The sequence below is a fragment of the Pseudomonas sp. zfem004 genome, assembly GCF_032621715.1.
Lineage (GTDB): Bacteria > Pseudomonadota > Gammaproteobacteria > Pseudomonadales > Pseudomonadaceae > Aquipseudomonas > Aquipseudomonas sichuanensis.
Map to the genome: position 1 here is coordinate 271,745 of NZ_JAVYJF010000004.1, position 14,746 is coordinate 286,490.

The 14,746-nt window shown below is 65.7% G+C and carries 16 protein-coding genes; 6 read left to right on the forward strand and 10 right to left on the reverse strand.

Annotated elements, in window-relative coordinates:
• Positions 1-22 precede the first annotated feature (22 nt).
• Positions 23-364 (reverse strand): osmotically-inducible lipoprotein OsmE, encoded by a 342-nt coding sequence (gene osmE / locus RTH46_RS06705; protein WP_110992977.1) that lies wholly within the window; start codon positions 362-364, stop codon positions 23-25.
• Between the two features lie 124 nt (positions 365-488).
• On the opposite strand from osmE, the gene RTH46_RS06710 reads away from it, so the two are divergent.
• Positions 489-1,379 (forward strand): esterase/lipase family protein, encoded by an 891-nt coding sequence (locus tag RTH46_RS06710; protein ID WP_153785560.1) that lies wholly within the window; start codon positions 489-491, stop codon positions 1,377-1,379.
• Between the two features lie 139 nt (positions 1,380-1,518).
• Here RTH46_RS06710 and RTH46_RS06715 read toward each other — a convergent pair whose 3' ends face one another.
• A complete protein-coding gene (locus RTH46_RS06715; protein WP_316905282.1) occupies positions 1,519-2,397 on the reverse strand; it encodes a DMT family transporter in 879 nt (292 codons plus the stop codon).
• A 202-nt stretch (positions 2,398-2,599) separates the two neighbouring features.
• On the opposite strand from RTH46_RS06715, the gene RTH46_RS06720 reads away from it, so the two are divergent.
• The 3 genes from RTH46_RS06720 to RTH46_RS06730 all read left to right on the forward strand — a co-directional run bounded on the left by RTH46_RS06720 (position 2,600) and on the right by RTH46_RS06730 (position 4,814).
• On the forward strand, positions 2,600-3,388 hold the full coding sequence (locus RTH46_RS06720; RefSeq protein ID WP_316905283.1) for a helix-turn-helix transcriptional regulator: 789 nt from the start codon (positions 2,600-2,602) through the stop codon (positions 3,386-3,388).
• 63 nt (positions 3,389-3,451) lie between these two features.
• On the forward strand, positions 3,452-3,736 hold the full coding sequence (locus RTH46_RS06725; RefSeq protein WP_153785557.1) for a PsiF family protein: 285 nt from the start codon (positions 3,452-3,454) through the stop codon (positions 3,734-3,736).
• A gap of 70 nt (positions 3,737-3,806) precedes the next feature.
• Positions 3,807-4,814 (forward strand): AI-2E family transporter, encoded by a 1,008-nt coding sequence (locus RTH46_RS06730; protein WP_125465731.1) that lies wholly within the window; start codon positions 3,807-3,809, stop codon positions 4,812-4,814.
• Between the two features lie 129 nt (positions 4,815-4,943).
• Here RTH46_RS06730 and RTH46_RS06735 read toward each other — a convergent pair whose 3' ends face one another.
• Entirely contained in the window at positions 4,944-6,215 is a 1,272-nt protein-coding gene (locus tag RTH46_RS06735; protein ID WP_316905284.1) for an Hsp70 family protein, read from the reverse strand.
• A gap of 165 nt (positions 6,216-6,380) precedes the next feature.
• Here RTH46_RS06735 and cbpA point away from each other — a divergent pair, with 165 nt between their 5' ends.
• Both cbpA and RTH46_RS06745 read left to right on the forward strand, forming a co-directional pair.
• Positions 6,381-7,340, forward strand: coding sequence for a curved DNA-binding protein (gene cbpA / locus RTH46_RS06740; RefSeq protein ID WP_153785555.1), 960 nt, complete (start codon positions 6,381-6,383; stop codon positions 7,338-7,340).
• 2 nt (positions 7,341-7,342) lie between these two features.
• Positions 7,343-7,648, forward strand: coding sequence for a chaperone modulator CbpM (locus RTH46_RS06745; RefSeq protein ID WP_110992969.1), 306 nt, complete (start codon positions 7,343-7,345; stop codon positions 7,646-7,648).
• A 146-nt stretch (positions 7,649-7,794) separates the two neighbouring features.
• Here the strand turns inward: RTH46_RS06745 and RTH46_RS06750 are convergent, their stop codons facing one another.
• The 7 genes from RTH46_RS06750 to urtA all read right to left on the reverse strand — a co-directional run bounded on the left by RTH46_RS06750 (position 7,795) and on the right by urtA (position 14,534).
• On the reverse strand, positions 7,795-8,337 hold the full coding sequence (locus RTH46_RS06750) for a GNAT family N-acetyltransferase (RefSeq protein ID WP_316905285.1): 543 nt from the start codon (positions 8,335-8,337) through the stop codon (positions 7,795-7,797).
• 5 nt (positions 8,338-8,342) lie between these two features.
• Entirely contained in the window at positions 8,343-8,867 is a 525-nt protein-coding gene (locus RTH46_RS06755) for an N-acetyltransferase family protein (protein WP_316905286.1), read from the reverse strand.
• 31 nt (positions 8,868-8,898) lie between these two features.
• Positions 8,899-9,597: an urea ABC transporter ATP-binding subunit UrtE gene (gene urtE, locus RTH46_RS06760; RefSeq protein WP_316905287.1), complete on the reverse strand. Its 699-nt coding sequence runs from the start codon at positions 9,595-9,597 to the stop codon at positions 8,899-8,901.
• 139 nt (positions 9,598-9,736) lie between these two features.
• A complete protein-coding gene (gene urtD / locus RTH46_RS06765) occupies positions 9,737-10,594 on the reverse strand; it encodes an urea ABC transporter ATP-binding protein UrtD (RefSeq protein WP_316905288.1) in 858 nt (285 codons plus the stop codon).
• Complete coding sequence (gene urtC / locus RTH46_RS06770) at positions 10,591-11,670, reverse strand: urea ABC transporter permease subunit UrtC (RefSeq protein ID WP_153785550.1); 1,080 nt, start codon at positions 11,668-11,670, stop codon at positions 10,591-10,593. The genes urtD and urtC overlap by 4 nt, the downstream gene beginning before the upstream one ends.
• Complete coding sequence (gene urtB, locus RTH46_RS06775; protein ID WP_316905289.1) at positions 11,670-13,157, reverse strand: urea ABC transporter permease subunit UrtB; 1,488 nt, start codon at positions 13,155-13,157, stop codon at positions 11,670-11,672. The genes urtC and urtB overlap by 1 nt, the downstream gene beginning before the upstream one ends.
• Positions 13,158-13,268: 111 nt before the next feature.
• Entirely contained in the window at positions 13,269-14,534 is a 1,266-nt protein-coding gene (urtA, locus tag RTH46_RS06780) for an urea ABC transporter substrate-binding protein (protein WP_316905290.1), read from the reverse strand.
• Positions 14,535-14,746 lie beyond the last annotated feature (212 nt).

Here is a 14,746-nt window from a genome sequence, read left to right on the forward strand (position 1 = left end):
ATCTCCGAAAACATCAGGGTGGTCATGCGCCGTGGGCGGCGTCGCTGTCTTGCTGGCGTTGCTTGCACGTCTTGAAGCCCTTGGCATCGACATGCCCGGTGGCGTCAAAGCGTACGTAGTAGGCCTGCTGGTGGCCGTCGCGGTTGAGGATGTAGTCGTTGCAGGTGCCGCCATGGGGCAGGTCGATGACATTCGACGGGTTGCCACCGATGGCGATGACCTTCTGCATGGTCATGCCGTTTTCCACCTGCTTGACCAGCGGCTGGTCGCGGTAGGTCACGTAGTCCACCGGGTTTTCCGGGCGGCTGCTGCAGGCGGCGAGGGTGGCGCTTGCCAGAAGAATGGCCAGGGTCTGCTTGTACATGGTCCCGCTCCTTGCTCGAGGGTCTGTTTTGCTTGGAACCGCGCGGCGCGCCAGGAGTTCGATTGCGCAGGGCGCAAACGGCGCTGTAGTGTGGGCCGGTCGTCCATGGAGAGGGGCTGGGGCAATGACGCAGGCGTTGGCTACACGCTATCCACTGGTGCTGGTGCCGGGCATGCTCGGGTTTGTGCGCTTGCTGCTCTATCCCTACTGGTTCGGCATTGTCCCGGCCTTGCGCCGGGGCGGCGCGCAGGTGTTCCCGGTGCAGGTCTCACCCCTGCATGGCAGCGAGGTGCGCGGCGAACAGCTGCTGGCCATCATCGAAGACATCTGCCAGCGCACGGGGGCCGAAAAGGTCAACCTGATCGGCCACAGCCAGGGCGCGCTGAGTGCCCGCTATGCGGCGGCGAAACGCCCCGACCGGGTAGCCTCGGTGACCTCGGTGGCCGGGCCCAACCATGGCTCGGAGCTGGCCGACCACCTGGAGCGCACGGCACCGGGCGACTCACCCCAGGGGCGTATCCTCAAGGCTGTGCTGCACGGCCTGGCGGTGTTGCTGGTGTGGCTGGAGACCGGCTGGCGCCGGGATCCGCTGCCGATCGACGTGCATGCCTCGCATCAGTCACTGACCTGCGCCGGGGTGGCGCTGTTCAACCAGGCTTATCCACAGGGGCTGCCCGAGGTCTGGGGCGGGGAAGGGCCGGGTGAGGTGAACGGCGTGCGCTACTACTCCTGGTCCGGCACCCTGCAGCCCGGGCGCACCGACCAGGGGCGCAATCGCTTCGATGGCAGCAACCGCTTCTGCCGCCTGTTCGCCCGCAGCTTCGTAAGGGAGAAAGGCCAGTGCGATGGCATGGTTGGGCGCTTCAGTTCGCACCTGGGCCAGGTGATCGGTGATGACTATCCGCTCGATCACCTGGACATCGTCAACCAGTCGCTCGGCGCGGTGGGCAAGGGCGCCGAGCCGGTGCGGCTGTTTACCGAGCATGCCGCTCGGCTCAAGGCGGCGGGGTTGTGATCCAGCGGCCAGCGCGTACCCTGTGGGAGCGGCTTTAGCCGCGAAACAGACGACGCGGTGGATGGCACCGGCTGCGCCGGTGTTCGCGGGTGAACCCGCTCCCACAGGTACTCACTCAATCAACAAGTCATGTGCAGTTCTATGAGGCACGACGCACCGGCGTAGTCCAACGCTCGGCCAGCAGCACCCCCACCAGGGTCAGCAACCCGCCAACCAAGTGATAGCTGGCCAACTGCTCATCCAGTACCAGCGCGGCAATCACCGCCGTCACCACCGGCAGCAAGTTGAAGAACAGCGTGGTCCGGCTCGGCCCCAGCCGGTGCACCGCCTGCATCCATACCCGTGGCGCGACCATCGAGGCCAGCACGCAGGCATACACCACCAGGCCGATGTTTTGGCCGTTCAGCCCGGTCTTGGGCGACAGCAGGAACAGTGGCAGCAGCACCAGGATCGCCACCAGGATCTGCAGGTACAGCAGTTGCATCGGCGGCAGGCGCAGTTGCCATTTCTTCAGCAGAAAGCTGTACAGCGCATAGGCGAAGGTGGCCACCAGCATCATCAGGTCGCCGCTGTTCAGGCCCTGGTGCAGCAGCGCCGAAGGTTGGCCGGCCGAGACCACCTCGAGCACGCCGAAGAACGACACCAGCGCGCCGAGCAAGGCGCCGTAGCTCAGGCGCTGGCCCAGCCAGGCGATGGACAGCGCCAGCGACATCAGCGGCATCAGCGACAGGATGATGCCCATGTTGGTGGCGCTGGTGATGCCGGCGGCGAAGTAGGCCAGGCTCTGGTAGATGGCCATGCCCAGCACGCCCAGGACGAAGACCTTGGCCAGGTGCGGGCGGATCGCTGCGCGGTTGCGCCATACCTGGGGCAGCAGGAAGGGGGTGAACAGCAGGCCGGCCAGCAGCCAGCGGTAGAAGCCGATCTCGGCCGGGTAGATGGCCCCGGCGGACAGCTTGGTGACCACGGTGTTGCCGGCCCAGATGAGGATGGCGGTGAGGGGGAAGAGGTAGTTCATGAGGCATCTCGGATAACGGTGAACACCTGTGGGAGCGGGCTTGCCCCGCGATGGCGGCCGCCTGGGTGACAATACCGGGGCAGGTGACGCAATCGTGGGGCAAGCCCGCTCCCACGGGGAGAGTGTGATGCCTGGCATTATCGATTGTCTGTTCGAAAGTCTATACTCCCATCCAGACAACCCGCCCCGCGAAGCAGCCAACATGCCCCGCCAGTACCTCGACATCCCGCAATTCGACCAGCTCCCCGCCCCGGTCTACTTCCGCTACGACGAATTCGGCGCCGGCAGCCAGAGCGCGCCCCATCGCCACCCCTGGGGCCAGCTCAACTACGCCTCCCACGGCGTCATGCACCTGGATGTCGAAGGCCAGCGCTTCATCTCGCCGCCGAACTACGCCGTGTGGGTGCCGCCGGGCACCGAGCACGGCTGCTACAACCCCCAGGCCATCGTCTACCGCTCGGTGTACCTGGACCGCAGCCTGTGCGCCGAACTGCCGGCCCAGCCCTGCAGCCTGGTGGTCAGCGACATCCTCAAGGCGATCCTCGGCGACTTCGCCCGGCGCGACCTCAAGGTGGCCCAGGACGCCTGCGACCAGCGCCTGGTCCAGGTGTTGCTCGACCAACTGCACCAGGCGCCGCGGCAAACCTGCTACCTGCCGTTCGCCCACAGCGACAGCCTGGGCCAGGTGCTCGCCGGCCTGCAGGCCGAACCCGGCGACAACCGCCCACTGGCCGACTGGGCCGCGCAGGTGCATGTCAGCGAGCGCACCCTGGCCCGGCACTTTCTGCGCGAGCTGGGCATGAGCTTCGGCGAGTGGCGCCTGCGCCTGCGCTTTCTGCGGGCCATCGAGGCGCTGGAGGCCGGCACGCCGATCCAGGCCATCGCCTTCGACCTCGGCTACAGCAGCGGCTCGGCGTTCATCGCCATGTTCCAGCGCCAGGCCGGCTGCACGCCGGAGCAGTACCGGCGGCAGGCCCGGGCAGAGATGTAAGATTTGTTGTCTACACTCTGCTCGACAGGCGCGCATCCGGCGCGCCGCCAAGGAGACCACTCCATGAAGCTGCTGCATGTGCCACTGCTGGTGTTGGGCATGTTGATCGCAGGGCAAGGATTCGCCGCCACCGCGCAACAGGAAAAGATGAAGACCTGCAACGCCGACGCCACCGCCAAGGCGCTCAAGGGCGATGAGCGCAAGGCGTTCATGAGCACCTGCCTGAAGAAGGATGTGCCGCAGACCCAGCAGGACAAGATGAAGACCTGCAACGCCGACGCCACCACCAAGGCGCTCAAGGGCGACGAGCGCAAGGCGTACATGAGCGACTGCCTGAAGAAGAAATGACCTGCGCCTATGCCTGTGCTTTGAAGGCTGGCAGACTGCGGGACTTTCCGCTGTCTGCCGTCGAGGCTGTATGACCTTCACCCCCCGCCAGATCTCCCTTGCCAGCCTGGTCATCGTCATCGCCGGCCTGTTGCTGGCATTGCCCCTGAAGTTGCTCCCCAGCCTGCTGGCCGGGCTGTTGGTGTTCGAGCTGGTCAACATGCTCACCCCGCGCCTGCAGCCGCTGATCGCCGGGCAGCGCGCCCGCTGGCTGGCGGTCGCCCTGCTGGGCACGCTAGTGGTGAGCACCCTGACCCTGCTGTTCGCCGGTGCCTTCAGCTTCCTGTTGCACGAAGCCGAGAACCCCGGCGCCTCGCTGGACAAGTTCATGGCCCTGGTCGAGCGTGCCCGTGGCCAGTTGCCGCCGTTCATCGAAGCCTACCTGCCGGCCAGCGCCGCCGAGTTCAAGGTGGCCATCGGCGACTGGATCAAGAGCCACCTGAGCGACCTGCAGCTGGTGGGCAAGGGCATGGCGCACATGTTCGTGACGCTGCTGATCGGCATGATCCTCGGCGCCATCGTCGCCTTGCAGCGCATCCCCGACATTTCCCGGCGCAAGCCCCTGGCCGCGGCCTTGTTCGAGCGCCTGAGCCTGCTGGTGCAGGCGTTTCGCAACATTGTTTTCGCGCAGATCAAGATCTCGCTGCTCAACACCGCGTTCACCGGCATCTTCCTGGCCGTGGTGCTGCCGCTGTTCGGCGTGCACCTGCCGCTGACCAAGACGCTGATCGTGCTGACCTTCCTGCTCGGCCTGCTGCCGGTGATCGGCAACCTGATGTCCAACACCCTGATCACCATCGTCGGGATGTCGCTGTCGATCTGGGTGGCGGCGGCGGCGCTGGGCTACCTGATCGTGATCCACAAGGTCGAGTACTTCCTCAACGCGCGGATCGTCGGCGGGCAGATCAGTGCCAAGGCCTGGGAGCTGTTGCTGGCGATGCTGGTGTTCGAGGCCGCGTTCGGGCTGCCGGGGGTGGTGGCGGGGCCGATTTACTATGCGTACCTGAAGAGTGAGCTCAAGCGGATGGAGCTGGTCTGAGGGATTGCTTGAACCTGTACCGGCCTCTTCGCGGGTAAACCCGCTCCCACAGGTTCACCGCTGCCTTCAAGGCATAGCTAATCCTGTGGGAGCGGGTTTACCCGCGAAGAGGCCAGTGCAGGCTAAAGATCAGATTGTGCCGTACCGCTTGCGCGCCTCGATCGCCAGCCCGCTACCGATGCTGCCGAAGATATTCCCTTCCACATGCCGCGCATTGGGCAGCATGGCCGCCACGCTGTTGCGCAGTGCCGGGATACCGCTGGAACCGCCGGTGAAGAACACCGTGTCCACCTGGCCTTCATTCACCCCAGCCCTGGCCAGCAGCTCGGTCACGCTGCCACGCACACGCTCCAGCAAGCCATCGATGGCATCCTCGAACAACGCGCGGGTCAGCTCGGCAGAAAGCCCCGGCTCGATGCGGCCAAAGTCGACGCTACGGCTGTCGCGGTCGGTCAGCTCGATCTTGCTGGCCTCCACTTCCATCGCCAGCCAGTGCCCGGCGCGCTCTTCGATCAGCTTGAACAGGCGGTCGATGCCCAGGGTGTCCTCGATGTCGTAGCGCATGTTGCCCAGCGCCAGCTGCGACTTCTGCGAGTACAGGGCGTTGATGGTGTGCCAGGTGGCCAGGTTGAGGTGGTAGCTGGTGGGCATCAGCGCGCCGCTCTTCATCCGGCTGCCGTAGCCGAACAGCGGCATCACGCCCTGCAGGCTCAACTGCTTGTCGAAGTCGGTACCGCCGATGTGCACGCCGCCGGTGGCGAGGATGTCGTCCTGGCGCTCGTCCACCAGGTGACGCTCGGGCGACAGGCGGATCAGGGTAAAGTCCGAGGTACCACCGCCGATATCGACGATCAGCACCAGCTCTTCCCGGCTGATGCCCGACTCGTAGTCGAACGCCGCGGCGATCGGCTCGTACTGGAACGACACGTCCTTGAAACCGATCTTGCGCGCCACCTCGGCCAGGGTGTCCTCGGCCTCCTGGTCGGCAGCCGGGTCTTCGTCGACGAAGAACACCGGGCGGCCCAGCACCACCTGGTCGAACTCGCGGCCGGCGGCGGCTTCGCCACGCTTTTTCAGCTCGCCGATGAACATGCCCAGCAGGTCCTTGAACGGCAGGGCGCTGCCCAGCACGCTGGTGTCGTGCTTGATCAGCTTGGAACCCAGCAGGCTCTTGAGCGAGCGCATCAGGCGGCCTTCGTAGCCTTCCAGGTACTCGTGCAGGGCCAGGCGGCCGTACACCGGGCGACGTTCCTCGATGTTGAAGAAGACCACCGAAGGCAGGGTGATCTTGCCGTCTTCCAGGGCGATCAGCGACTCGACGCCCGGGCGGTGCCAGCCGACCGTGGAGTTGGAGGTGCCAAAATCGATGCCGAGGGCGCGGGCCGGGGATACGTCAGACATGAGGGGAAAGCTTCCGGAGGCAAAACGGCCGCGCAGTGTATGCCAGTTGGCTACAGAATCAAGACCGGTCGTCTGCCGTGAGGCAAAGCCAAGCGCACCTTGAAAGGCTATGCTTGGCCCCTATCTTCAGTTGCAACCTGCACTTTTCACATTGGTGATCCACAGATGGACTTCAAAGACTATTACAAGATACTCGGCGTCGAACCGAGCGCGGACGAGAAGGCGATCAAGGCCGCGTACCGCAAGCTCGCGCGCAAGTATCACCCCGACGTCAGCAAGGAGCGTGACGCCGAGGACAAATTCAAGGAGGCCAACGAGGCCTACGAAGTGCTTGGCGACAAGGACAAGCGCGCCGAGTTCGACGAAATCCGCAAGTACGGCGGCCAGCACGGCCGGCCGTTCCAGGCCCCGCCTGGCTGGCAGAGCCGCGGCGGCAATGGCGGCGGCGGTTTCGAGGGCGGCGACTTCTCCGACTTCTTCAGTTCGATCTTCGGCGCCCGGGGTGGCAACCCCTTCGGTGGTGGCGGCCGGCAACAGCGCAGTACCGGCAGGCGAGGGCAGGACGTGGAACTGGAACTGGCGGTCTTCCTTGAAGAGACCCTGAACAACGAATCCAAGCAGATCAGCTTCCAGGTGCCGCAGACCAACGGCGCCGGGCAGCGCACCGGGTTCACCACCAAGACCCTGAACGTGAAGATCCCCGCCGGGGTGACCGACGGCGAGCGCATCCGCCTCAAGGGCCAGGGCGCGCCGGGTGTGGGCGGTGGCGCCAACGGCGACCTGTTCCTGACCCTGCGTATGGCACCGCACCCGCTGTTCGATGTCGAAGGCCATGACCTGATCATCACCGTGCCGCTGGCCCCGTGGGAGGCCGCGCTGGGCGCCAAGGTGGCGGTGCCGACCCTGACCGGCAAGATCAACCTGACCATCCGCCCCGACAGCCAGAGCGGCCAGCGCCTGCGGGTCAAGGGCATGGGCCTGTTGAACAAGCAGGGCGAGCGCGGCGACCTCTATGCGCAGTTGAAAGTGGTCATGCCCGCCCAGTCCGACGCCGCCGCGCGCGAGCTGTGGACCCAGCTCTCCGAGAAAGCCGCGTTCAATCCGAGGACTCAATGGAGTAAGTGATCATGAGCAGCACCCTGATCGTTCAACTGGACATGCGTACCCTTTGCCAGGAGGCCGATGTCACGGCCGACTGGGTGATCGAGATCGTCGAGCACGGCATTGTTGAACCGTCGGGTCGAACGCCTGACGAATGGCTGTTCGATGACCGCGCGCCGGTGACCTTGAAGCGCGCGGTGAAGCTGCATCAGGAGCTGGAGCTGGAGTGGGAAGGGGTGGCGCTGGCGCTGGAGCTGCTGGAAGAGGTGCAGCAGTTGCGCAGCGAAAACAGCATGTTGCGCCAGCGCTTGGGCAGGTTTACCCAGATGTGAAGTCGCGTCGCGGACCTGTGGGAGCGGGTTTACCCGCGAATCAGGCAGTGCGGTGTATGGCACCGGCTTCGCCGGTGTTCGCGGGTAAACCCGCTCCCACAGGTGACGTCGATTTGCTGTGGGAGCGGGCTTGCCCCGCGATGGCCCTAACGCCGCTCTGAAGCCGGCACCAGCACCTTGAAATACGACGCAGTGGCCCGATACACCCCATCCGGCCCACAGGCATAGTCCGGAATCTCCCCCGCCTTGCTGTACCCTTGCGCCCGATAGAACGCCTCCGCGCCAGAACCGGCCTCAGTATCCAGATACAGCATCCCCCGCCTGATCCGCAGGGCATCGGCCTCCAGCGCATTCATCAGTTGCTGCCCCAACCCACGCCGCCGTGCATCGCTGTGCACCAGCAGTTTCTGCACCTCGGCTCGGTTCAGCCCATTGGGCTTCAGGCACAGGCCCAGCTGTACGCTGGCCAGCACCTCATGGCCCTGGGCGATCACCCATAACAGTTGCTCGCCACTGGCCAGGCGCGCCTTCACCTCATCGAAATAGGCATTGGCCTGCTGCTCGTCGATATCCGCGAGAAAGCCCACCGAAGCCCCCTGTCGCACCGCATCCAGCAGCAGGGCCACCAGGCCCTCGCGGTAATAGGCCAGGCCTTCGTGGGTGACGCGTTGCAGGTGGGCGGCGTTCATGGGGTTCAGCTCCTTGAGGGGGGAAGGGCGTTCTCGTCCAGGTTCAGCTGCATGAAGGTCAGGTCCAGCCAACGGCCGAACTTCACGCCCACCTGGGCCATCTGCCCGGTGATGGCGAAGCCCAGGCGTTCGTGCAGGCGGATCGACGCGGCGTTGCCGCTCTCGATGGCGGCGACCATCACATGTTTGTCGCAGGTGCGCGCACGTTCGATCAGTGCCGCCATCAGGATCGGCCCCAGGCCTTTGCCACGCTGGTCGCCACGGATGTACACCGAGTGCTCGACGGTGTGCCGGAAGCCTTCGAAGGGCCGCCAGTCGCCGAACGAGGCATAGCCTAGAACCCCGGTTTCATCCACCGCCACCAGGATCGGATAGCCCTGCTGCGCGCGGGCCTCGAACCAGGCCTGGCGGTTGGCCAGGTCGACCGGGGTTTCGTTCCAGATCGCCGTGGTGTTGCGCACGGCGTCGTTGTAGATGTCGAGGATGCCCGGCAGGTCTTCGGCCAGGGCATCGCGCAGCGGGTAACTCATGACGGCATCTCGCAAGGGAAGTCTGTGCAGATTAAATGGTAACCAGGCCGCGTACACCTTCGGCCTGCATGTTTTCACCCCGGCCACGCTGGACGATCTCGCCGCGGGCCATCACCAGGTACTGGTCGGCCAGTTCCTCGGCGAAGTCGTAGAACTGCTCTACCAGAAGGATGGCCATGTCGCCCCGGTCGGCGAGCTTGCGGATCACCGCGCCGATTTCCTTGATCACCGAGGGCTGGATGCCTTCGGTCGGTTCGTCGAGGATCAGCAGGCGCGGGCGGCTGGCCAGGGCACGGCCGATGGCCAGCTGTTGCTGCTGGCCGCCGGACAGGTCGCCGCCACGGCGCTGTTTCATTTGCTCCAGCACCGGGAACAGTTCGTAGATGAACGCGGGTACCTCCCGTGCCTCGCGGGCCGGGAAGCGCGACAGGCCCATCAGCAGGTTCTCCTCCACCGTCAGGCGCGGGAAGATCTCGCGGCCCTGGGGCACGTAGGCGATGCCAGCGTGCACCCGCTGCTGCGGCTTGAGTGCGGTGATTGCTTTGCCTTCCCATTCCACGCGGCCCTCGCGGGCCGGCAGCAGGCCCATCAGGCAGCGCAGCAAGGTGGTCTTGCCCACGCCGTTGCGCCCGAGCAGGCAGGTGACCTCGCCGACCTTGGCCTCGAAGGACAGGCCGCGCAGGATGTGGCTGCCGCCGTAGTATTGGTGCAGGGTGTCGATCTTGAGCATGTGTTGTTCCTGAAGTATTCGCGTTGCCCATGCCGGCCCTTTCGCGGGTAAACCCGCTCCCACAGGTTCAGCGCAAATCCTGTGGGAGCGGGTTTACCCGCGAAGAGGCCAGCGCAGGCAGCCAAAAATCAAAACCCGATCACCGGCCGAGATACACCTCGACCACCCGCTCATCCGCCTGCACCTGCGCCAGCGACCCTTCGGCCAGCACACTGCCCTGGTGCAGCACCGTCACATGGTCGGCAATGCTGCCCACGAACCCCATGTCGTGCTCCACCACCATCAGCGAATGCGTGCCGGCCAGCGAGCGGAACAGCTCGGCGGTGAACTCGGTCTCGGCGTCGGTCATGCCCGCCACCGGCTCGTCCAGCAGCAACAACTGCGGCTCCTGCACCAGCAGCATGCCGATCTCCAGGAACTGCTTCTGCCCGTGGGACAACAGCCCGGCCGGGCGCTGGGCCAATGGCAGCAGGCGCAAGGTGGTCAGCACCTGGTCGATGCGCTGGCGCTGCTCGCCACTCAAGCGCGCCGCCAGGCTGGCCCACACCGACTTGTCGGCCTTCAAGGCCAACTCCAGGTTCTCGAACACCGTCAGCGCCTCGAACACCGTGGGCTTCTGGAACTTGCGGCCGATCCCGGCCTGGGCGATCTGGTATTCGCTCATGCGGGTCAAGTCGAGGGTGTCGCCAAAGTAGGCGCTGCCGCTGTCGGGGCGGGTCTTGCCGGTGATCACGTCCATCATCGTGGTCTTGCCCGCGCCGTTGGGGCCGATGATGCAGCGCAGCTCGCCCACGCCGATGTACAGGTTCAGCCCGTTGAGCGCCTTGAAGCCGTCGAAACTGACGCTGATGTCTTCCAGGCTCAGCACCGTGCCATGGCGGGTATCGAGCCCGGCCTTGCGCGCCTGGCCCAGGCCGATGGCGTCACGGCCGGCGCCCAGCTGATCGAACACCGGCTCCAACATGAATTCCGGGTGCACCGGGGGTACGCCTCTCATGGCTGGCTCCTTTTCTTCACAAGCCCGACCACGCCCTTGGGCAGGTACAGGGTGACGACAATGAACAGCGCGCCGAGGAAGAACAGCCAGTACTCGGGGAACGCCACGGTGAACCAGCTCTTCATGCCATTGACCAGCCCGGCGCCGAGCAGTGGCCCGATCAGCGTGCCGCGCCCACCCAGGGCCACCCACACGGCCGCCTCGATGGAGTTGGTCGGCGACATCTCGCTGGGGTTGATGATGCCCACCTGCGGCACGTACAGCGCCCCGGCCAGGCCGCACAGCACGGCGCTGAGCACCCACACCAGCAGCTTGAAGCCACGCGGGTCGTAGCCGCAGAACATCAGGCGGTTCTCGGCATCGCGCACGGCGGTGAGCAGGCGCCCGAACTTGCTGCGGGTGAGCTGCCAGCACAGGTACAGGCTGGCCAACAACAACAGCACGGTGAGCAGGAACAGCACCGCCCGGGTGCCCGGAGCGGTCACATCGAAACCGACGATGGTGCGGAAGTTGGTGAAGCCGTTGTTGCCGCCAAAGCCGGTCTCGTTGCGAAAGAACAGCAGCATGCCGGCGAAGGTCAGGGCCTGGGTCATGATCGAGAAGTACACGCCCTTGATCCGCGAGCGGAAGGCGAACCAGCCGAATACCAGCGCCAGCAACCCCGGCGCCAGCACCACCAGGCACAGCGCCCAGGCGAAGTGCTGGGTGCCGGCCCAGTACCAGGGCAGCTCGTTCCACGACAGGAAGGCCATGAACCCCGGCAGGCCGTCGCCGGCTGCCTGGCGCATCAAGTACATGCCCATGGCGTAGCCACCGAGGGCGAAGAACAGCCCGTGGCCCAGGGACAGCAGCCCGGCGTAGCCCCACACCAGGTCCAGCGCCAGGGCAACGATGGCGTAGCAGAGGATCTTGCCCACCAGCGTGAGGGTGTAGGCCGAGACCTGCAGCGCGTGCCCGTCGGGCAACAGCGACAGCAGCGGCAAGGCCAGCAACACCAAGACCACGGCGGCGCCCAAGGCCAGCGAAACCCGCGGCCCGGCCTTTTGTGCGGCAGTGACAAGCAGAGGCTGGTTCATCAGTCGATTACCCGTCCCTTGAGGGCGAACAGGCCTTGCGGGCGCTTCTGGATGAACAGAATGATCAGCGCAAGGATGAGGATCTTGCCGAGCACCGCACCGATCTGCGGCTCCAGCAGTTTGTTGGCGATGCCCAGGCCAAAGGCGGCCCAGAGGCTGCCGGCCAGTTGCCCGACACCGCCGAGCACCACCACCAGGAACGAGTCGATGATGTAGCTCTGGCCCAGGTCGGGCCCAACGTTGCCGACCTGGCTCAGGGCCACGCCGCCCAGCCCGGCGATACCCGAGCCCAGGCCGAAGGCGAGCATGTCGACGCGGCCGGTGGACACCCCGCAGCAGGCGGCCATGTTGCGGTTCTGGGTCACGGCGCGCACGTTCAGGCCCAGCCGCGTGCGGTTGAGCAGCAGCCAGGTGAGCAGCACCACGGCCAGGGCGAACACGATGATGACGATGCGGTTGTAGGGCAGCACCAGGTTGGGCAGCAGTTGGATGCCGCCGGACAACCACGCCGGGTTGCTCACCTCGACGTTCTGCGCGCCGAAGATCAGGCGTACGGCCTGGATCAGGATCAGGCTGATGCCCCAGGTGGCCAGCAGGGTTTCCAGCGGGCGGCCGTAGAGGTGACGGATCACCGTGCGCTCCAGGGCCATGCCCACCCCGGCACTGACGGCGAAGGCCACCGGCAGGGCGATCAGCGGGTAGAACTCGATCGCACCTGGCGCGTAGCGCTGCACCAGCACCTGGACCATGTAGGTGCTGTAGGCGCCGAGCATCAGCATCTCGCCATGGGCCATGTTGATCACCCCGAGCAGGCCGAAGGTGATCGCCAGGCCCAGGGCTGCCAGCAGCAGGATCGAGCCCAGCGACAGGCCACTGAAGGCCTGGCCCAGCAGCTCGCCCACCAGCAGTTTGCGTTGCACCTGGGCCAGGCTGGTTTCAGCGGCGGTGCGCACCGCCGCGTCGGTTTCGGCGTTCGGTTGCAGCAGCGCTTCGAGGCGGGTGCGCGCCAGCGGGTCGCCGGTTTCGCCCAGCAGGCGCACGGCGGCCAGGCGCACGGCGGGTTCGCTGGCGCCCAGTTGCAGGTTGGCCAGGGCCAGGCCCAGGGCGGCGTGCACAGCGGCGTCCGGCTCGGCGGCGAAGCGGCGATCGAGGAAGGCCATCTGGGCCGGTTGTGCGCTCTTTTGCAGTTGCTGGGCGGCGGCCAGGCGGGTATCGGCCTGATCGCTGAGCAGTTGGTGGCTGGCCAGGGTGTTGTCGAGCAGCCCGCGCAGACGGTTGTTCAGGCGCAGCTTGCGGGTGTCGCCTTCGGCGAGGCGGCCTTGGCGCAGGTTTTCCAGCAGCGGCAGGCGTGCTGGATCGGGTTGTGCGGCCCAGGTTTCGAGCAGGCTGGCTTGCTCGGCGGGTTTGGCGCTGAGGAAGAATTCGCCCTCGCTGGCTTGGGTGGCCAGGGGCAATAGCAACAGGAGGGTGAGCAGGAGTCTGAGCATAAGGGCAGTCCTGGAAAATCAGCGGTGGATTCATCGCGGGGCAAGCCCGCTCCCACGCTGCCCCTCATTCACGTGGGGGCGGCGTGGGAGCGGGCTTGCCCCGCGATGGCGTCAGTTGCCCTTCACCGCATAGTCCGGCCGCTTGTCATTCCCCGGAATGAACGGGCTCCAAGGCTGCGCCCGCAGCGGCTCCTCGGTTTGCCATACCACGCTGAACTGCCCGTCATCCTGGATCTCGCCGATCATCACCGGCTTGTGCAGGTGGTGGTTGGTCTTGTCCATGGTCAGGGTGAAGCCAGACGGCGCCTTGAAGCTCTGCCCGGCCAGCGCCTCGCGCACTTTGTCCACGTCCGTGGACTTGGCCTGCTCGGCCGCCTGCGCCCACATGTGGATGCCCACGTAGGTGGCCTCCATCGGGTCGTTGGTCACCGCCTTGTCGGCCCCCGGCAGGTTCTTGGCCTTGGCGTAGGCCTTCCAGTCGGCGACGAATTTCTGGTTGACCGGGTTATCCACCGACTCGAAGTAGTTCCACGCCGCCAGGTGCCCCACCAGCGGCTTGGTGTCGATGCCGCGCAGCTCTTCCTCACCCACCGAGAACGCCACCACCGGCACCTCGGTGGCCTTCAGGCCCTGGTTGGCCAGCTCCTTGTAGAACGGCACGTTGGAGTCGCCGTTGACCGTGGAGATGACCGCCGTCTTGCCGCCGGCGGAGAACTTCTTGATGTTGGCGACGATGGTCTGGTAATCGGCGTGGCCGAACGGGGTGTACACCTCTTCGATGTCCTTGTCGGCCACGCCCTTGCTGTGCAGGTAGGCGCGCAGGATCTTGTTGGTGGTGCGCGGGTAGACGTAGTCGGTGCCCAGCAGGAAGAAACGCTTGGCGCCGCCGCCGTCCTCGCTCATCAGGTATTCCACCGCCGGGATCGCCTGCTGGTTGGGCGCGGCGCCGGTGTAGAACACGTTCGGCGACATCTCTTCACCCTCGTACTGCACCGGGTAGAACAGCAGGCCGTTGAGCTCTTCGAACACCGGCAGCACGGATTTGCGCGACACCGAGGTCCAGCAGCCGAACACCACCGCCACCTTGTCCTGGGTCAGCAGCTGGCGGCTCTTTTCGGCGAACAGTGGCCAGTTGGACGCCGGGTCCACCACCACCGCTTCGAGCTGCTTGCCGTTGACCCCGCCCTTGGCGTTGATCTCGTCGATGGTCATCAGCGCCATGTCCTTGAGCGAGGTCTCGGAAATCGCCATGGTGCCCGACAGCGAATGCAGGATGCCGACCTTGATGGTCTCGGCGGCCTGGATGCTCCAGCTCAGGCCCATTGCGGCGATGGAGGCGCTGAGGGTGAAGGCCTTGATCAGACTGCGTCGCTTCATTTGGTCACTCCGATGTGAGGGTGGGTGTTGGTCAGATCGGAGATTGCAAGGGCTGTGCCTGGCGGCGGAATACGCGCAATAGAGCGGTTGTGCGATGAATCAGGGCGTAAGGAGGGGCCAGGATGGTGCCTGGAGGTTCGACGTGCACAGCATTGGGGCTGCTGTGCGGCCCTTTCGGGGGCAAGCCCGCACCCACAGGTACAGCGCGGACT

Coding starts and splice junctions, on each gene's coding strand:
- RTH46_RS06745 (WP_110992969.1), top strand. CDS start 7,343: ATGAGCAGCACCCTGATCGTTCAACTGGACATGCGTACCCTTTGCCAG.
- urtE (WP_316905287.1), bottom strand. CDS start 9,597: ATGCTCAAGATCGACACCCTGCACCAATACTACGGCGGCAGCCACATC.
- RTH46_RS06725 (WP_153785557.1), top strand. CDS start 3,452: ATGAAGCTGCTGCATGTGCCACTGCTGGTGTTGGGCATGTTGATCGCA.
- urtA (WP_316905290.1), bottom strand. CDS start 14,534: ATGAAGCGACGCAGTCTGATCAAGGCCTTCACCCTCAGCGCCTCCATC.
- urtC (WP_153785550.1), bottom strand. CDS start 11,670: ATGAACCAGCCTCTGCTTGTCACTGCCGCACAAAAGGCCGGGCCGCGG.
- RTH46_RS06710 (WP_153785560.1), top strand. CDS start 489: ATGACGCAGGCGTTGGCTACACGCTATCCACTGGTGCTGGTGCCGGGC.
- urtD (WP_316905288.1), bottom strand. CDS start 10,594: ATGAGAGGCGTACCCCCGGTGCACCCGGAATTCATGTTGGAGCCGGTG.
- RTH46_RS06750 (WP_316905285.1), bottom strand. CDS start 8,337: ATGAACGCCGCCCACCTGCAACGCGTCACCCACGAAGGCCTGGCCTAT.
- osmE (WP_110992977.1), bottom strand. CDS start 364: ATGTACAAGCAGACCCTGGCCATTCTTCTGGCAAGCGCCACCCTCGCC.
- RTH46_RS06715 (WP_316905282.1), bottom strand. CDS start 2,397: ATGAACTACCTCTTCCCCCTCACCGCCATCCTCATCTGGGCCGGCAAC.
- RTH46_RS06755 (WP_316905286.1), bottom strand. CDS start 8,867: ATGAGTTACCCGCTGCGCGATGCCCTGGCCGAAGACCTGCCGGGCATC.
- RTH46_RS06730 (WP_125465731.1), top strand. CDS start 3,807: ATGACCTTCACCCCCCGCCAGATCTCCCTTGCCAGCCTGGTCATCGTC.
- cbpA (WP_153785555.1), top strand. CDS start 6,381: ATGGACTTCAAAGACTATTACAAGATACTCGGCGTCGAACCGAGCGCG.
- RTH46_RS06720 (WP_316905283.1), top strand. CDS start 2,600: ATGCCCCGCCAGTACCTCGACATCCCGCAATTCGACCAGCTCCCCGCC.
- urtB (WP_316905289.1), bottom strand. CDS start 13,157: ATGCTCAGACTCCTGCTCACCCTCCTGTTGCTATTGCCCCTGGCCACC.
- RTH46_RS06735 (WP_316905284.1), bottom strand. CDS start 6,215: ATGTCTGACGTATCCCCGGCCCGCGCCCTCGGCATCGATTTTGGCACC.